The organism is Gordonia alkanivorans NBRC 16433, assembly GCF_000225505.1.
In the GTDB taxonomy this organism is placed as follows: Bacteria; Actinomycetota; Actinomycetes; order Mycobacteriales; family Mycobacteriaceae; genus Gordonia; species Gordonia alkanivorans.
Genome location: NZ_BACI01000053.1, coordinates 47,183 through 63,286 on the forward strand (window position 1 = coordinate 47,183; position 16,104 = coordinate 63,286).

15 protein-coding genes are annotated in these 16,104 nt (G+C 68.0%); 8 read left to right on the forward strand and 7 right to left on the reverse strand.

What is annotated here, in order from left to right; genetic code table 11:
- Nucleotides 1-273: 273 nt before the first annotated feature.
- Together GOALK_RS09755 and GOALK_RS09760 are read left to right on the forward strand one after the other, a co-directional pair.
- Nucleotides 274-777 carry a MarR family transcriptional regulator gene (locus tag GOALK_RS09755; RefSeq protein WP_005201490.1) on the forward strand — a complete coding sequence of 168 codons (504 nt, stop codon included), beginning with the start codon at nucleotides 274-276 and terminating at the stop codon, nucleotides 775-777.
- Nucleotides 778-877: 100 nt separating this feature from the next.
- A complete protein-coding gene (locus tag GOALK_RS09760) occupies nucleotides 878-1,747 on the forward strand; it encodes a type IV toxin-antitoxin system AbiEi family antitoxin domain-containing protein (protein WP_006358642.1) in 870 nt (289 codons plus the stop codon).
- A gap of 68 nt (nucleotides 1,748-1,815) precedes the next feature.
- Here GOALK_RS09760 and mmsB read toward each other — a convergent pair whose 3' ends face one another.
- The 3 genes from mmsB to GOALK_RS09775 are packed head-to-tail and all read right to left on the reverse strand — an operon-like array spanning nucleotide 1,816 to nucleotide 5,467.
- Nucleotides 1,816-2,685: a 3-hydroxyisobutyrate dehydrogenase gene (gene mmsB, locus GOALK_RS09765; RefSeq protein WP_006358643.1), complete on the reverse strand. Its 870-nt coding sequence runs from the start codon at nucleotides 2,683-2,685 to the stop codon at nucleotides 1,816-1,818.
- 59 nt (nucleotides 2,686-2,744) lie between these two features.
- Nucleotides 2,745-3,920, reverse strand: a complete 1,176-nt coding sequence (locus GOALK_RS09770; protein ID WP_006358644.1) for an acyl-CoA dehydrogenase family protein — start codon at nucleotides 3,918-3,920, stop codon at nucleotides 2,745-2,747.
- A 14-nt stretch (nucleotides 3,921-3,934) separates the two neighbouring features.
- The gene (locus GOALK_RS09775; RefSeq protein WP_006358645.1) at nucleotides 3,935-5,467 is read right to left on the reverse strand and encodes a CoA-acylating methylmalonate-semialdehyde dehydrogenase; all 1,533 of its coding nucleotides are present in this window, start codon (nucleotides 5,465-5,467) and stop codon (nucleotides 3,935-3,937) included.
- Between the two features lie 276 nt (nucleotides 5,468-5,743).
- Between GOALK_RS09775 and GOALK_RS09780 the strand changes: the two genes are divergently transcribed.
- Nucleotides 5,744-6,187, forward strand: coding sequence for a flavodoxin domain-containing protein (locus GOALK_RS09780; RefSeq protein ID WP_006358646.1), 444 nt, complete (start codon nucleotides 5,744-5,746; stop codon nucleotides 6,185-6,187).
- A gap of 40 nt (nucleotides 6,188-6,227) precedes the next feature.
- Here the strand turns inward: GOALK_RS09780 and GOALK_RS09785 are convergent, their stop codons facing one another.
- Nucleotides 6,228-7,100: a DMT family transporter gene (locus GOALK_RS09785; protein ID WP_035755857.1), complete on the reverse strand. Its 873-nt coding sequence runs from the start codon at nucleotides 7,098-7,100 to the stop codon at nucleotides 6,228-6,230.
- Nucleotides 7,101-7,215: 115 nt separating this feature from the next.
- Between GOALK_RS09785 and GOALK_RS09790 the strand changes: the two genes are divergently transcribed.
- From GOALK_RS09790 to GOALK_RS09805, 4 genes are read left to right on the forward strand one after another with little or no spacing between them, the layout of a single operon-like run.
- Entirely contained in the window at nucleotides 7,216-7,503 is a 288-nt protein-coding gene (locus GOALK_RS09790; RefSeq protein WP_006358648.1) for a hypothetical protein, read from the forward strand.
- Nucleotides 7,500-7,994, forward strand: coding sequence for a SixA phosphatase family protein (locus GOALK_RS09795; protein WP_006358649.1), 495 nt, complete (start codon nucleotides 7,500-7,502; stop codon nucleotides 7,992-7,994). The genes GOALK_RS09790 and GOALK_RS09795 overlap by 4 nt, the downstream gene beginning before the upstream one ends.
- 44 nt (nucleotides 7,995-8,038) lie before the next feature.
- On the forward strand, nucleotides 8,039-8,863 hold the full coding sequence (gene nadE / locus GOALK_RS09800) for an NAD(+) synthase (protein WP_006358650.1): 825 nt from the start codon (nucleotides 8,039-8,041) through the stop codon (nucleotides 8,861-8,863).
- Between the two features lie 48 nt (nucleotides 8,864-8,911).
- Entirely contained in the window at nucleotides 8,912-10,945 is a 2,034-nt protein-coding gene (locus GOALK_RS09805; protein WP_006358651.1) for an NAD(+) synthase, read from the forward strand.
- Nucleotides 10,946-10,949: 4 nt separating this feature from the next.
- Here GOALK_RS09805 and GOALK_RS09810 read toward each other — a convergent pair whose 3' ends face one another.
- The 3 genes from GOALK_RS09810 to GOALK_RS09820 all read right to left on the reverse strand — a co-directional run bounded on the left by GOALK_RS09810 (nucleotide 10,950) and on the right by GOALK_RS09820 (nucleotide 15,197).
- A complete protein-coding gene (locus tag GOALK_RS09810; RefSeq protein WP_006358652.1) occupies nucleotides 10,950-12,350 on the reverse strand; it encodes a WS/DGAT/MGAT family O-acyltransferase in 1,401 nt (466 codons plus the stop codon).
- Between the two features lie 121 nt (nucleotides 12,351-12,471).
- Nucleotides 12,472-13,308 (reverse strand): fibronectin type III domain-containing protein, encoded by an 837-nt coding sequence (locus GOALK_RS09815; protein WP_006358653.1) that lies wholly within the window; start codon nucleotides 13,306-13,308, stop codon nucleotides 12,472-12,474.
- Nucleotides 13,308-15,197, reverse strand: coding sequence for a protein kinase domain-containing protein (locus GOALK_RS09820; RefSeq protein WP_006358654.1), 1,890 nt, complete (start codon nucleotides 15,195-15,197; stop codon nucleotides 13,308-13,310). The genes GOALK_RS09815 and GOALK_RS09820 overlap by 1 nt, the downstream gene beginning before the upstream one ends.
- A 116-nt stretch (nucleotides 15,198-15,313) precedes the next feature.
- On the opposite strand from GOALK_RS09820, the gene GOALK_RS09825 reads away from it, so the two are divergent.
- Entirely contained in the window at nucleotides 15,314-15,865 is a 552-nt protein-coding gene (locus tag GOALK_RS09825; protein WP_006358655.1) for a nuclear transport factor 2 family protein, read from the forward strand.
- Nucleotides 15,866-16,104 lie beyond the last annotated feature (239 nt).

The window sequence follows — 16,104 nt, forward strand, 5'->3', positions numbered from 1 at the left end:
TTGGTCTCGATTCGGGGGTTGTCGTTTCAGGAAACGACACCGAGTCAAGCAATTGCCCTGGCATGGCGAACATATTGTTACGTTGCCGCCGAGGCCATCTATCACTCACCGAGGGACTTTGGTCACCCGGTGAGGGTCGTCGGTCACGGGACACGGCGGCGTCATCGGCCGGCTCCTGCCCCGCCCGAGCCCGTCCGGCCTCCGTCGGGCCGGCCTCGGCGATGGCTGGCGCGCCGTCGATCGGTGACGCGACAACCCGATTAGGGTGGATTCATGGCAGGGCGCAGCATGGACTTCGATCCCATCGCCGAGGCACGGGACAACTGGACCGAGGCCGGGTGGGGCGACGTCGCCGACGGCATGGTCGCGGTGACCTCGGTGATGCGTGCCCACCAGATCCTGCTGGCCCGTGTCGAGGCCACGTTGCGCCCCTTCGATCTGAGCTTCTCCCGGTTCGAGCTCCTCCGACTGCTGGCGTTCTCTCGCCAGGGCGCGCTCCCGATCACCAAGGCCAGCGACCGCCTCCAGGTCCACGTCACCAGCGTCACCCACGCGATCCGTCGCCTCGAGGAAGGCGGCCTCGTCCGCCGCGTCCCACACCCGACGGACGGCCGCACCACCCTCGTCGAGATCACCGACCTCGGCCGCTCCACCGTCGAAGACGCCACCAAGACCCTCAACGAGAAGGTCTTCGCCGACGTGGGCATGACCGACGACGAGATGGCCGGCCTCGTCGGCGCCATCCAGTCGTTGCGGAAGCACAACGGCGACTTCTGATGTGTATGACGTTGTGCCCGGCTTCCGGGCTCAACGTCATACGGAACACCGCGGCTCATAACGCGGGAACCGATTCGGCGCCGCTCGCGTCCAATCCATCGTGGACATCACCGAACTGACCGTTCGTCGAGACGGTGTGTTCTCGGCCCAGGAGGCACGCGAGTGCGGCGTCAGCTCCTCATCGATCCAGCGCAAGGTGGCCGTCGGCGAATGGAAGGCCGTGGCGCGAGGCGTCTACCTCGTCAGCGGGCACGCACGGTCGGCGCGGGCGCAGGCACGGATCGCAGTGCTGTCGGTGCACAACGACGCGGTACTGGGTGGTGCTGCTGCCGCGTGGTGGCTGGGTCTCCACGATGCAGAGCCCCGCAAGCACGTCGTGTTCACCAAGACGCGTGGCGCCGCCCGGCGGTCGTCGGCGACGGCGCTGGCCCGATACCGGCCTCTCGATGACGCGGACATCACGGTGCACGAAGGGCTGCGGACCACAGCACCCTCGCTGACCGTCCTCGACGCGTCGCTCGACATCGGGATGAGCATCCTCGACTCGGCCCTGTTGACCAAGCGAGTCACGGTGGAAGACCTCGAGGCGGCGCACGCCCGCTACCCGAGGCGCCATGGCGCGACAAGCGCAGCGTCCTATCTGCGGCTCCTGGGAGATGGCGCGAGGTCGGAAGCCGAGAGACTGACCGCGAACCTGCTGTCGGCCGGTGGCGTCTCCGGCTGGATCGCGAACATGCCCGCCTACGGGTACATCATCGACTTCGCGATCCCGCACGTGAAGGTCGCAGTGGAGATCGACGGCTTCGCATTCCACCGCGACGCAGCCGCGTTCCGGCGAGACCGGTTGAAGCGGAACCTACTGGTCGCGAACGGGTGGACCGTCCTCAATTTCACCTGGGCCGACCTCGTCGAACGCCCGACAGAGATCGTGGACGAGGTCAGAGCCGCTCGTCAGCGCGCCGCCAGCTGAAAAGCAGTATGACGTTGTGCCCGTAAACCGGGCACAACGTCATAGAGAACCAGAGCAGGTGCTGCGACCTAGTGCAGCGAGGTGATGATCGCGCTGAAGTCGAGGTCACCGTGCTGCTCGGCGAAGCCGCGGTACAGCTGAGCGGCGTGGGAACCGAGCGGGGCGCGGGCACCGGTGCTGGCGACGGCGTCCATCGCGAGACCGAGGTCCTTGTTCATCAGTGCGGTGGCGAACCCCGGCTTGAAGTCGTTGTTCGCCGGCGAGGTCGGGACCGGGCCCGGGACCGGGCAGTTGGTCTCGATGGCCCAGCAGTTGCCGGTGGCACCGGTCACGACGTCGTAGAGCGCCTGCTCGTCGAGACCCAGCTTCTGGGCCAGGACAAAGGCCTCGCCGACGGCGATCTGCTGGACGGCGAGCAGCATGTTGTTGCACACCTTCGCCGCCTGGCCGGCACCCGCCGCACCGCAGTGGATGATCTTGCCGGCCATCGGGTCGAGGGTTCCCCGCGCCGCGGAGAAGGCCTCGTCCTCGCCGCCGACCATGAAGGCCAGCGTGCCCGCGGTGGCCCCCTTGACGCCACCCGACACCGGGGCGTCGACCTGCGCGAAACCGTGGTCGACGGCCCGGCGGTGGATCTCCCGCGCATCGTCGACCGAGATGGTCGACGAGTCGATGAAGAGCGCACCGGTCTGGGCGGCCGGCAGGACCTCGTCGTAGACCTTCTTCACGATGCCGCCGTTGGGCAGCATGGTGATCACGACCTCGGATCCGGACACCGCCTCGATGGCCGCGGGAAACGTCTCGATCCCGTTGGACTTGGCGGTCTCGATCGCCTCGGGCGACAGGTCGAACCCGCGGACGGTGTGGCCGGCCTTGACCAGATTGGCGGCCATCGGGCCACCCATGTTGCCGAGACCGAGGAAAGCGATCGTCGTCATTGTCATTGCTCCCTAAAGTGTTTGCCTGCGAAAACCATTGCGTTGGGCGCGAGTTCGCGTCAGCTCTCCCGGTAGCGGGACGCGATCGAACGGCCGAGGACGACCCGCATGATCTCGTTGGTCCCTTCCAGGATGCGGTGCACACGGAGGTCGCGGACGATTTTCTCGATTCCGTACTCGGACAGATACCCGTAGCCGCCGTGCAGCTGCAGTGCCTTGTCTGCGACGTCGTAGCAGCTGTCGGTGACGAATCGCTTGGCCATCGCACACTGCTCCACCTTGTCGGGGGAGTTGTCGTCGAGAGCGGTCGCCGCGTGCCACAGCATGAGCCGCGAGGTCTGCAGCGACGTCGCCATGTCGGCGAGCGTGAACCGGATGGTCGGCTCGTCGAGCAGCGAGTTGCCGAACGCACGACGACTCGAGACGTAGGCGGCCGCCTTGTCGAAGGCCGCCTGGGCGCCACCGAGCGACGACGCCGCGATGTTGAGCCGGCCGCCGTTGAGGCCGTTCATCGCGATGCCGAACCCGATGCCCTCGGTCTCGGCGAGAAGGTTCGACGCCGGGACCCGCACCTCGTCGAGGATGACCTGCGCGGTGGGCTGCGCGTGCCAGCCCATCTTGTGTTCCTGCGCACCGAAACTCAGTCCCGGGGTGTCCTTCTCGACCAGGAAGGTGGAGATGCCCTTGGGTCCGGCGTCGCCGGTGCGGGCCATCACCACGTACAGGTCCGACGACCCGGCACCGGAGATGAACTGCTTGACGCCGGTGAGGACGTACTCGTCACCCTGACGTTCGGCGCGGGTGGCGAGCGCCGCCGCATCCGACCCGGCTCCGGGTTCGGTCAGGCAGTAGCTGGCGATGGTCTCCATCGTCGCCAGCCGCGGCACCCACTTGTTGCGCTGCTCGTCGGTGCCGTAGTGGTCGATCATCCAGGCGCACATGTTGTGGATGGACAGGAACGACGCGACCGCCGGATCGGCGTAGGCCAACTGCTCGAAGATCCGCACGCCGTCGAGACGACGGAGTCCGCTGCCCCCGGCATCCTCGGAACAGTAGATGGCACCCATCCCCAGTTCGGCCGCCTCGCGGAGCTCGGCAACCGGGAAGTGTTTGGACGCATCCCATTCCAGCGCATACGGCGCCAGTTTCTTGGCCGCGAACGCCGCGGCGGTCTCGACGATGACGCGTTCGTCACCGTCGAGCCGCGCGACTGCGGCCTCGGCAAGTGTGGTCATATCTGTGGCCGCACTCAGTCCATCGTCGGGATGACGAACTCGGCGCCGTCCTTGATGCCGGACGGCCAACGGGTCGTGACCGTCTTGGTCTTGGTGTAGAACTGGATCGACGCCGGGCCGTGCTGGTTGAGATCGCCGAAGCCCGAACGCTTCCAGCCACCGAAGGTGTAGTACGCCACCGGAACCGGGATCGGCACGTTCACGCCGACCATGCCGACCTCGACCCGCGCGGTGAAGTCGCGGGCAGCGTCGCCGTCCTGGGTGAAGATCGCAACACCGTTGCCGTACTGGTGATCCGACGCGAGAGCGAGAGCCTCTTCGTAGTCGCCGGCGCGGACGATGGTGAGCACCGGACCGAAGATCTCGTCGGTGTAGATCGACATGTCCTTGGTGACCCGGTCGAACAGGGTCGGGCCGATGAAGAAGCCCTTCGAGATGTCGTCATCCCCGAAGGTCTGCTCGTTGCTGGTGCGCTCGCGGCCGTCGATGACGATCTCGGCGCCCTCGTCGACGCCCTTGGTGATGTAACCGCGGACGCGCTCGAGAGCGGCGGCGGTGACCAGCGGACCGTAGTCGGCCTTCGGGTCGAGGCTGTGGCCGACGCGCAGCGCGTTGACGCGATCGATCAGCTTGGCGCGCAGACGGTCTGCGGTCTCCTCACCGACCGGGACCGCGACCGAGATGGCCATGCAACGCTCGCCGGCGCTGCCGTAACCGGCACCGATCAGCGCATCGACGACCTGGTCCAGGTTGGCGTCGGGCATGATGATCGCGTGGTTCTTGGCGCCACCGAAGCACTGCGAACGCTTGCCGTGGGCGGCGGCGGTCGAGTAGATGTACTGCGCGATGTCGGAGCTGCCGACGAAGCCGAGGGCCTTGACGTCCGGGTGGGTGAGCAGCGCGTCGACCGCTTCCTTGTCACCGTGGACGACCTGGAAGACGCCGTCGGGAAGCCCTGCCTCGGTGAACAATTCGGCGAGGCGGACCGGCACGGAGGGGTCGCGCTCACTCGGCTTGAGGATGAAGGCGTTACCGCAGGCGAGCGCGGGGCCGGCCTTCCACAGCGGGATCATGGCCGGGAAGTTGAACGGCGTGATGCCGGCGACCACACCGAGCGGCTGGCGGATCGAGTGCACGTCGATGCCGCCGCCGGCACCTTCGGTGAACTCACCCTTGATGAGATGCGGGATGCCGATGGCGAATTCGATGACCTCGATGCCGCGCTGGATGTCGCCGAGGGCGTCGGCGTGGGTCTTGCCGTGCTCGAGCGACAGGGTGGTCGCGAGCTCGTCGGCGTTCTTGTTGACCAGGTCGACGAAGCGCATGAGGACGCGCGCGCGACGCTGCGGGTTCCACGCGGCCCATTCCTTCTGTGCCTCGGACGCGGTGGCGATGGCGGCGGCGACCTCGTCGGTCGAGGCGAGCGGCACCTGGGCCTGCACGGCACCGGTACTGGGGTTGAAGACGTCGGCGAAGCGGCCGCCCTCGGCGGTGACGCGCTTGCCGTTCAGGAAGTGCGGGATGGACGGGACAGCGGGAGCGGACACTTCAGATCACCTTTGATTCTTCTCTGGGGGTTGTCTGGTCGGGTCTTCCGGCCTCGACGGCCTTGACGTGTATTCGGAGCTTTCGGACCTGCCTCGCCGGCCTGTGAGCCGGCGGCGAGCGCCCCGGTCCGGGAGTTCGGGGTTATGGCCTCTGTCACCACATAGTAGGACATCCAAGTATTTCTTCCAACCCCCTTCCCACCTGCGATTTAGCCACGGAGAGCGGGTTAGGCTAGCCTCTCTGGCGAAAAGCCGACGTCGAGAGGAGTTCTGCATATGTCGGTCGTCATCCTCTACGGAACCGAGACCGGAACGGGTGAGCTCGTCGCGGACGCGATCGCGGACGCGCTCAACCAGCACGATCCCTCGATCTACGACATGAGTGAGTACGCGGTCGAGGACCTCGATCCCGCCGACTTCCTGGTGATCGTCTGCTCGACCTACGGCGAGGGCGAGCTGCCCACCGGCGCCGAGCCGTTCGCCGACGAGCTCGAGAGCGTCAACCCCGACCTGAGCGGACTGCGCTTCGCCGTGTTCGGGCTCGGCGACTCGATCTACGACACCTTCAACCGCGGCGGCGAGATCGTCGCCGAGATGCTGACGAAGCGTGGCGCGGTTCAGGTCGGCGAGCACGCCCGCCACGACAGCTCGTCGTCGGTCAAGCCCGCCAAGCAGGCCGAGGAGTGGGCCGAGGGCATCGCGGAGCTGGTCGAGGGCTGATCGGAGCAGGCGGGCTCAGTACCGTCTGATCACGGCTCGATCATGCCGCCGACCGCCCAGCGGTCGGCGGCATCTCCGCTTCTGCGGCGACCGCCTGTTCGTATCCGCGGACGGCCGACAGTTTCGCCAGCTCGCACACCGCCCGGATCATGATCGCGAGCACGATGCCCAGGAACATCGCAGTGGGCACGGAGACGTTGAGGTTCTCGCCGAGCAGCAGCACGCCGAGCACCATCGCGACCGCAGGCTCGGCGACCGTCATCGACGGGAACGAGGTCTGCAGGTCACCCGCTCCGAAACCGAGCTGCTGCGCCACCACCGCACCGACCACGACCAGCACGAACAGGTAGATCTCCGGCTGGACGAAGGTGCGCCAGAACTCGTGGGTGATCTGATAGATCACCGCCTTGACCAGCAGCGCCGAGACCCCGAACATCGTGCCTGCGACGAGCCCGTAGAACAGTGCCTTGTAGTGCGGGCTGGAGCGCCGTGCCAGCAACACCAGGCCGACGACGATCCCGACGACTGCCCCGACCGTGGCCCACAGCAGGAGCGCATCCGGTCTTCGGAGTGACGGCTCCGGCCGGGAGACGAGGAGGAAGGTCGCGACGCAGGCGACCAGCACCCCACCCCACGCCCACTCGATCCGCGCGGGATGCCGGTGATCGGCCCAGGCCTCCAGTGGCAGCGCGAACAGCACGGCCAGCACGACGAGGGGCTGCACCAGCAGGATCGACCCGAGACCCAGCGCGGACGCCTGTAGGCCGAAGCCGCAGAGCGCGATGACGGCACCCACCCACCATCCGGCGGTGATCGCCCCGCTGACCCGCGACGCACGCTGCCGCAGCACGGTGCCGGCCGCGATCAACAACGCCGCCAGCACCGCCAGGAGCGCGGGTACCCAGGTGTGCACGTCCACAAGGGTAAGGGCGTCGCGGACCCCGCGCCCGAATCGGGCACCGGTCGGCGACGCTGCACCCGGTGTCGCAACGCCGGCAACCAGCGCCGACGGCGTACATTCGACAACCATGCGGTATCGGTCGGATCTGGAACGCCTGGCCACCCTCGACGCGGCCGCGATCGAGCGGGCCTGCGCCGACTGCACGACTCTGGACGAACTCATCGGTTGTGCCGTCGACGAACATCTCGAGTTCGATGCGCTGGCCGACGAGGCCGAGTTGCACGACGAGCACGAGCACGCCGCCTTCCTCCGCCAGGAGGCCGCGGCGTGGCGCGCGACCGTCCGCCTGCTGCGCACCATCGCCGCCGACCCCGACGCCTATCCGGCCGGATCCCGGCGCACCGGGATCGCATGAGCGGCATGCGGACGCTGATCCTGATGCGTCACGGCAAGTCGGGCTATCCCCCGGCGACGCGTGACCACGACCGTCCACTGGCCGAACGCGGCGATCGCCAGGCCGCTCTCGCGGGACGGTGGATGTCCGACGAGGGCCTGCGCGTCGACGCGGTGCTGTGCTCGACGTCGACCCGGACCCGCCAGACCCTCGAGCGGACCGGCGTCCGGGCGCCGGTCGCCTACGTCGAGGACATCTACGGCGGCGACGCCGACGACGTGCTGGAGGCCATCCGCATCCATGCGCCTGTCGAGGCGTCCACGCTGCTCGTCGTCGGTCACGAACCCGGGATGCCGCAGACCGCGCTCACGCTCGACCCCTCCGGTCCCATAGATCGGTTTCCGACATCCGCTTATGCGGTACTCACCGTGTCGCAGCCCTGGGATCGACTCGGTATGACCCCGGACCCCGACGCCCACCTCGTCGGCGTCCGGATACCCCGCGAGGAGTGACCTCGGCTGGTCGACGGAGACCCCGAGCGAGCATTGGAGCGCGAATGCGTGAGACCCAGCGGACCATCATCGACGTCCTGGGGGTCAAACCCTCGATCGATCCGGCCGACGAGGTCGAGCGGCGGGTGCGATTCCTCACCGACTACCTGGGCACGATCGGCGCCTCGGGGTATGTGCTCGGCATCTCCGGCGGCGTCGACTCGACCCTCGCCGGACGCCTGGCCCAGATCGCGGTCGAGCGCGTCCGCGCCGACGGTGGTGACGCGGTGTTCGTGGGCATGCGCCTGCCCTACCGGATGCAGCACGACGAGGACGACGCCGCGGCGGCCGTCGAGTTCGTGGCGGCCGACGAGACGCTGACCGTCAACGTCGCGCCCGGGGTGGACGCCCTCAACGACGAGATCTCGGAGGCGACGGGCACCGCGCTCACCGACTTCACCAAGGGCAACGCCAAGGCACGCCACCGCATGGTCGCCCAGTACGCGGTGGCCGGCGATCGCGGGCTCCTGGTCGTCGGCGCCGACCATGCCTCGGAGAACGTCACCGGCTTCTTCACCAAGTACGGCGACGGCGCCGCGGACATCCTGCCGCTGGCCGGTCTGAACAAACGCCAGGGCCGGTCGCTGCTGCGTCACCTCGGCGCGCCGCGGCAACTGTGGGCGAAGGTCCCGACCGCCGACCTGCTCGACGAGAAGGCGGGCCAGACCGACGAGGACGAGTTGGGCCTGACCTACGAGCACATCGACGACTACCTCGAGGGCCGCGAGGTCCCGGTCGAGACGGCGGAGAGGATCGAGGCGGCCTGGCACCGCAATCGCCACAAGCGCACGACGCCGGTCGAACTCGACGACACGTGGTGGCGGGCCTGACGACAGACATCGCGCCCACCGCACACCGCGCCGTTTACTGTTGTCGACGTGTCTGTCTACGCAAACGGCTTCGTTCGGGTCGCGGGTGCCGTGCCCGTCCTCACGATCGCCGAACCCGCCGCGAACGCCGCACGCACCATCGAGTTGATGCGGCAGGCCGCCGACGACGGCGCCGCGCTGGTGGTCTTCCCCGAACTCGGGCTGTGCGGCTACAGCGTCGACGACCTGTTCCACCAGGACGCGCTGATCGACGGCTGCCGCGTCGCGCTCGGTGAGATCGTCGCGGCCAGCAGGGGTCTCCGGCCGCTGGTCGTCGTGGGTCTGCCGATGGTCGTCGGCGACGGACTGTTCAACTGCGCGGCCGTGATCCGCGACGGGGCGGTGCTGGGCGTGGTCCCGAAGTCGTATCTGCCGAACTATCGCGAGTTCTACGAGCAGCGGTTCTTCTCCGCGGCCCGCGACGCGGTGCCCACCACGGTGACCGTCGAAGGCGAGGAGGTCCCGTTCGGGGCCGATCTGATCTTCGAGGCCGCCGATCTGCCCGGCTTCGCACTGCATGTGGAGATCTGTGAGGACGGTTGGGTGGCGATCCCGCCGAGCACCTGGGCCGCTCTCGGTGGCGCAACCGTGCTGGCCAATCTCTCCGGCAGCCCGGTCACCGTCGGCAAGGAGTCCTACCGGAAGAACCTGTGCACCGGCCATTCCGCGCGCACGATCTCCGGGCACGTCTATGTCGCTGCGGGTTACGGCGAGTCCACGACCGATCTCGCCTGGGACGGTGACGCCCTCATCACCGAGAACGGTTCCCTACTCGCACGGAGCGAACAGTTCGCGACCACCGATCAGGTGATCTCCGCCGACATCGACCTCGATCGGATCCGGCAGGAACGCATGCGGATGATCAGCCTGCGCGACCAGGCCGGCGACTACTCCGATCGCCTGAAGTCGTTGCGCCGCATCGGTTTCTCATTCGGCGAGCTGGGCGGCGACGACGATGTGCTGCGCCGTGTCGTGCCCCGGTTCCCCTATGTACCGGCCGATTCCGCCGACCGCGACGAGCGGTGTGCCGAGGTCCGCCACATCCAGGTGCAGGGACTCGCCCAGCGCCTGCGATCGACAGGTATCGACAAGATCGTCATCGGCGTCTCCGGCGGCCTCGACTCGACCCTCGCCCTGCTCGTCGCGGTCGACACCTTCGACCGACTCGGCCTGCCCCGCACCAACATCCTGGGTTACACGATGCCCGGTTTCGCCACCGGCGGCGCGACGCTGCGTCGCTCACACGTGTTGATGAACTCACTCGGCGTGAGCGGCAAGGAGATCGACATCCGGCCGTCGTGCGAGCAGATGCTCGCCGATCTCGACCACCCGTACTCCCGCGGCGAGAAGGTCTACGACGTCACGTTCGAGAACGTGCAGGCGGGCGAACGCACATCGCACCTGTTCCGGCTGGCGAACCATCACGGCGCCATCGTCCTCGGCACCGGCGACCTGTCCGAGCTCGCGCTCGGCTGGTGCACCTACGGTGTCGGCGACCAGATGTCCCACTACAACGTCAACGGGTCGGTGCCGAAAACCCTGATCCAGCACCTGATCCGGTGGATGATCAGCAACAGCCACCATTCGGCGGAGACCACCGAGGTGCTCGCCGAGATCCTCGACGACGTCATCTCCCCCGAGCTCGTCCCGGCCGGCGACGACGGCAAGATCCAGTCCACCGAGGACACCGTCGGGCCGTACGAGCTCCACGACTTCTTCCTCTACCACGTCACTCGATTCGGGTACCGGCCGACCAAGGTCGTCTACCTCGCCCGGCAGGCCTGGGGTGACCGCTCGAGCGGGCCGTGGTCGGAGCTGCTCGTCGAGGACAAGCGCAACGAGTACGACGCCGCGACCATCGAGCACTGGCTCGGCGTCTTCCTGAAGCGTTTCATGGGCAACCAGTTCAAGCGCACCGCGATGCCCAACGGCCCCAAGATCGGTTCGGGCGGTTCGTTGTCGCCCCGCGGCGACTGGCGGTCGCCGTCCGACGCGTCCGCACGCGTCTGGCTGGACCAGCTCGCGGGCGGACGGGGAGAGTAGACGTTCAGTCGCAGGCGGCGAGCAGCTGCTTGAGCTGATCGTCGAACGCGTTGGCGATCTCCCACGGGTCGGGGGTCTGATCGGTGCACGCCAGGATGCCGATGTTGAGGTTCCCGTCGGCGGAGAACACCGTGATGTTCAGGCCGAGTCCGTGGAAGATCGGTCCGAGCGGGTAGACCGCGGTGACCCGACAACCGAGGAAGTACAACGGGAAGTCGGGACCGGCGACGTTCGACACGAGGACATTGAAGATCGGCGGATGCGCCGACGCCAGCTTCCGGTTGCCGTAGACCTTCATCGCCGTCGACAACGTGGTCCCGGGCGCGAACTGCGCCCAGGATCGCAGGATGTTGGCGTCGATCTCGGCGTGGTGTTCCTTCGACGTACGGCTGAACTCCGCCTGCTTCTCGAGTCGCTCCACTGGATCCTCGATGTCGGTGGGCAACTGGGTGAACATCCCGGTCACCTTGTTGGTCCCCTCGACCACGAGATCTTTCTCGTCGGCATCGTGCACCGACACCGGCACCATCCCGACGAGCGGTTTGTCGGGCAGTTCGTCGTGTTCGAGAAGGTAGGTGCGCAGCGCACCGCCGACCAAGGCCAGGACGACGTCGTTGATCTTCACCCCGAAGTGGTTCTTCACCCGCTTGACGTCGTCGAGCGACAGTTGGCTGAGGCCGATGCTGCGATGGGGCGTGATCGTCGAGTTGAACCGCGTCCGGGGCGCCATGAACGGAGCGGGCATGGCCGACTGGTGCTGGGCGCGGCGCAGCCACCCGACCGGCACGCTGACCGTTCGCGGCAGCAGTTTGGCCATCGCCAGCGGGCGCTGGACGAAGTAGTTGAGCGCCCCCGTCGCGGCGATCGTCGCGCGCGACGGCGGACCGGCCGACTCGCGGATCTTCGACGAGTCGAGTTCAGGTGGTTCCGGTGTGAGGGTGCACATCTGGGCGAGCATCTCGGCGCTGGTGACACCGTCCGTGCCGGCGTGGTGCATGCGCAGCATCGCGCAGATACGGCCGTTGGACAGTCCCTCGATGATCCACAGTTCCCATAGCGGCTTGCCCCGGTCGAGGGTCTGACCGGCGAGATGACCGCACAGTTCGGCGACCTCACCGGCACCGCCCGGTGCGGGCACGGCCACCCGATGGACGTGACGCTCGATGTCGAAGTCCTCGTCCTCGATCCACACGGGGTGGTCGATGTTGAAGACGGAGTTGTCGAGTTTGCGGCGGAAGGCCGGGATCGCGGCGACGCGCCGCTCCATCTCCGCACGCAGCTTGGCGAAGTCGTACCCGTCCGGCATGGTGCTCGGATCGATCTCCACGAGACCGATGACGTGCATCAGCTGGCTGCGGGTCTCCAGGTAGAGGAACGACGCATCCAAACCACTCAACCGCTGCATGACACCAGCCTTTCCGTCCCGGCCCCGGGCCCCCACGCCATCATGCCGCACGCGGGAGACCCCGGATGTGTGTTCGTCTCAGTCGCTCGTCCAGGTTGCCACCGATCCCCTCGAGGAGGACTCAGATCGGCATCGAATCGACCATCTCGAGGACGTTCTGGGCGGGGGTCTGCAACACCACGATCATCGCCAGTTCCCGGGCCGGGTCGTCGGTGATCTTGAAGACGCCGCGACCGTTCTCGTCGATCAGGCCGGTGCCGTGCCTCCACCGCACCGGACGCGAGGTCGCCGACGACCGGGAGTACTCGGCGTTGAGCGCATCCCTCGAGGCGAACCAGAACACGCCGAAGGGGCGGTCGACGGCCCCGGCGGCACAGCGCACCACGAACACGGTGCGCACCTTGCCGTTTCCGGTCTCCGACGGGCCGACCTCGTCGCGGCCACCGGCGTATCGGCGGACGCACTCGGTGTCGTTCCACTTCGCGGCGGTGTCCGGCGTCTGCGGGAGGAGTTCGGGGAACTGCTCGACGAGTGGCGCGTAGACACCCCAGCTCGCGCCGGTCCGTACCGACTGCGGCGGGCTCGGCGGCGAGACGGCGTTCCCGTCCAGTGCGGCCACCCGGTAGGTGTGCTCACCCGCGGGCACGGCCGCGTCGAGGACCTCGGTCTCCGTACCGCGGTAGACGACGAACCCGTCGTCGCGGACGAGCTGATAACCCGTCGCCCCCGGAACCGGTTCCCAGGTCGCGACGAGGCGTCCCGTACCGGCGTCGAGTGTCAGACCGGTGGGCGTGTCCGGCACGTCGACGCTGGTGAACGCCCGCACGGAGAAGAACGAGCCGACCGCCGTCAACAGCACGGCGAGGACGATCAACGCGATGGTCCACGGCCGCAGGGTCGGCGTACGCGGCGGGGTGGTGGGCGGCCCCGCGGGCTGGGTGGTGACCGGTTGCGCCATCAGATCGGCAGCCTCTTCAGCAGATCGGCCGCGGCTGCGGCCGTCTTGCCGGGAACCACTACCCACACAACCGATTGCGCGCGGTCACCGGTGTCGTGGGCGAGGATGGCCTGCCCCTGATCGCGCTGCTTGTCCGAGAGATACAGCGTGCCGGTGTGGCCCTGGGCCGTCGTGTAACCGGTCCCGCGCAGGTTGTACGCGGTCACGTCGGCCGCGGCCCGCGCCTCCTCGGGGGTGTCGTACACGTCGATGATCACCTGGTAGTCGGCGTTCTTGGCCTCCTCGTCGAGGTAGCGGGTGCACCAGACCGTGCGCTTGGACGACTCGAACGCGAGGTCGCCGTCCTCGCCCCAGCACCGCATGCCGTCGAAACCGTTGGTGCTCAACGGTGATGCCGGCACCAGGTCGTGGTAGAGGTCGGCGATGGGTTGCAGTTCGCCCCACGTCATGAAGACGTCGACCGCCTCGGAGTTGCGGGAGAACTCGGAGGTCCGGCCGTCCTCGTCCTGCGCGGCGACCTGATAGGTGTAGGTCCCCGGTACGGGACGCGGCGCGGTGAACTTGGTGCCCGGACCGGAGTAGATCACCTCGTCGTTCTGGGTGACCACGTAGTTCGTCGCATCGTCGACGTGGCTCCAGGACAGTTCGACCGCCGTCGTCGACACCTCCGCATCGGGCGGACTGGGGGTCTCCAGATTCCCCGCGGAGGTGCTCACGAATGCCGCTCCGGCACCGAGGATTCCGGCGATCAGCGCCAGCGACGCCCCGATCGCGACCACCGTGGCGACACCACGGCGGGCCGGCCGGGCCGGTTCCGCGGCGGGCGCGGGCGACCATCCGTGCAGGGTCTCTGCCGAGACGCTCCGCGGTGGCCCCAATCGCGCTCGGGTCGTCGGATCGGTCGGTTGATCATGAGGCGCCGCAGACGATGTCGGGTGTCCGGTGGCCGGCGCCACCGGGGCCTGCCCCGAAGAAGACCGATAGCCACCGGGAGTCGGCTGCAGACCCGACCCGACGAGGGTCTGGCGGGTGTCGAAGGCATCGCGGAGGGCGTCGGCGAACTCACCCGCGGCCGGATACCGGTCGTCGGGGTTCTTGGCCATCGCCCGTGCGAGCACCCCGTCGACCGCGGTCGGCAACGCCCCGTTGCGACTGCTCGCCGCCGGCGGCTCGTGGTACATGTGCGCAGTCATCAGGCCGTGCAACGACGGGGAGTCGAAAGGCGGTGCACCGGTCAGGAGTTCGTAGGCGGTCGCCCCGAGCGAGTAGATGTCGCTGCGGGCGTCGACTCGGCGACCCTCGATCTGCTCGGGCGACGCGTAGTGCATCGTCCCGATCGTGATGCCGGTGCCGGTCAGGTTCGTGACCTCGTCGAGCACCTGCGCGATGCCGAAGTCGGTGACCTTCACCGCCTCCGGGGGCAGCGACCCGGTGTTGCCGGGACCGCCACCGACGCCGGGGGTGACGAGGATGTTGGCGGGTTTGATGTCGCGGTGCATGATCCCGCGACGGTGGGCGGCGTCGAGTCCGGCCGCCACCCCGGTGACGATCGTGCACGCCAGCCGGGGGTCGAGCGGCGAGTCGGCCGCGAGCATCCGCGCGACGTCGATACCGGGTACGTACTCCATCGCGATCCAGAGCTGCCCGTCGAAGACACCGCGGTCGTAGACGGTCACGACATTGGGATGGTGCAACGGCGCGACGATGTCGGCCTCCCGCTCGAACCGGGCGCGGAAGACCGGGTCCGTGGCATGACCCGACCGCAGGACCTTGAGAGCGTCCGACCGTGGGAGCCGGGGATGGGCCGCCTTGTAGACGTCGCCCATGCCGCCTCGTCCGAGCACGTCGAGGACGCGGTACCCCGCGATCAGGTCCCCTACCTGGTACATGTCGTCCTCATCGGCCCTTGCACCCATGCCTTCGGGCGGATGCGTAGGCACCGAATGCTACCGAGTGTCGCGAAACGCGGCCGGAGGACACCATCCGAACCCTAGGATCGGCGACGATGAAATCCACCGAGAAAGTCACCGACACCACCGGGACCTTCAGCGCCGACGAACTGAACGAGGCGTTTGCAGGGTTCCAGCGCACGGTCGCCGAGGTCGCGGCCGGCGGAGACTGGGACCGCTACGCCGACATGTTCACCGAGGACGCCGACTTCGTAGAGCACGCGCTGGGCACGATGCGGGGCCGCGAGGAGATCCGGGCCTGGGCCTGGCGCACCATGACGGCCTTCCCCGGCAGCCACATGACGTCGTTTCCTTCGCTGTGGCACGTCGTCGACGCCCCGACGAGCCGGGTGATCTGCGAGGTCGACAACCCGATGCGCGACCCCGGCGACCAGAGCCTCATCACCGCCACCAACATCACCATCCTCACCTATGCGGGCGACGGCCTGTGGAACAAGGAGGAAGACGTCTACAACCCGATGGAGTTCGGCCGGGCGGCGATGCGGTGGTGTGAGAAGGCCCGCGAATTCGGCAACCTCGACGAGGCCGCCGAACAGTGGATGACGACCACCGGCGCCTTCTTCGCCCGGCCCCGCAGCAAGGACTGACACCGGCAGGGACCCTGCCCACCTGCGACGAGACCGCCGGGCGGCCGGCCACGACGACCGTGACCGAAACCACCGGGGACGGTCGTAACGTCGGCACCAGCAGGACACGACAGCATCACTGACGGACTTGGGACGCGGTCCCGAGTGCCGTAGGCTAGAGCTTTGACCAGTGGGGGTAGGGCTGCGCGGCCGCGTGTCCGAGACCACCCAAGATCCGCCCGGGTGGGCGCGACCCGCCC

Excerpts from the sequence above, each read along its gene's own strand:
- GOALK_RS09755 (WP_005201490.1), top strand. The coding sequence starts at position 274 with ATGGCAGGGCGCAGCATGGACTTCGATCCCATCGCCGAGGCACGGGAC.
- mmsB (WP_006358643.1), bottom strand. The coding sequence starts at position 2,685 with ATGACGACGATCGCTTTCCTCGGTCTCGGCAACATGGGTGGCCCGATG.
- GOALK_RS09770 (WP_006358644.1), bottom strand. The coding sequence starts at position 3,920 with ATGACCACACTTGCCGAGGCCGCAGTCGCGCGGCTCGACGGTGACGAA.
- GOALK_RS09780 (WP_006358646.1), top strand. The coding sequence starts at position 5,744 with ATGTCGGTCGTCATCCTCTACGGAACCGAGACCGGAACGGGTGAGCTC.
- GOALK_RS09790 (WP_006358648.1), top strand. The coding sequence starts at position 7,216 with ATGCGGTATCGGTCGGATCTGGAACGCCTGGCCACCCTCGACGCGGCC.
- GOALK_RS09795 (WP_006358649.1), top strand. The coding sequence starts at position 7,500 with ATGAGCGGCATGCGGACGCTGATCCTGATGCGTCACGGCAAGTCGGGC.
- nadE (WP_006358650.1), top strand. The coding sequence starts at position 8,039 with ATGCGTGAGACCCAGCGGACCATCATCGACGTCCTGGGGGTCAAACCC.
- GOALK_RS09810 (WP_006358652.1), bottom strand. The coding sequence starts at position 12,350 with ATGCAGCGGTTGAGTGGTTTGGATGCGTCGTTCCTCTACCTGGAGACC.
- GOALK_RS09815 (WP_006358653.1), bottom strand. The coding sequence starts at position 13,308 with ATGGCGCAACCGGTCACCACCCAGCCCGCGGGGCCGCCCACCACCCCG.
- GOALK_RS09820 (WP_006358654.1), bottom strand. The coding sequence starts at position 15,197 with ATGTACCAGGTAGGGGACCTGATCGCGGGGTACCGCGTCCTCGACGTG.
- GOALK_RS09825 (WP_006358655.1), top strand. The coding sequence starts at position 15,314 with ATGAAATCCACCGAGAAAGTCACCGACACCACCGGGACCTTCAGCGCC.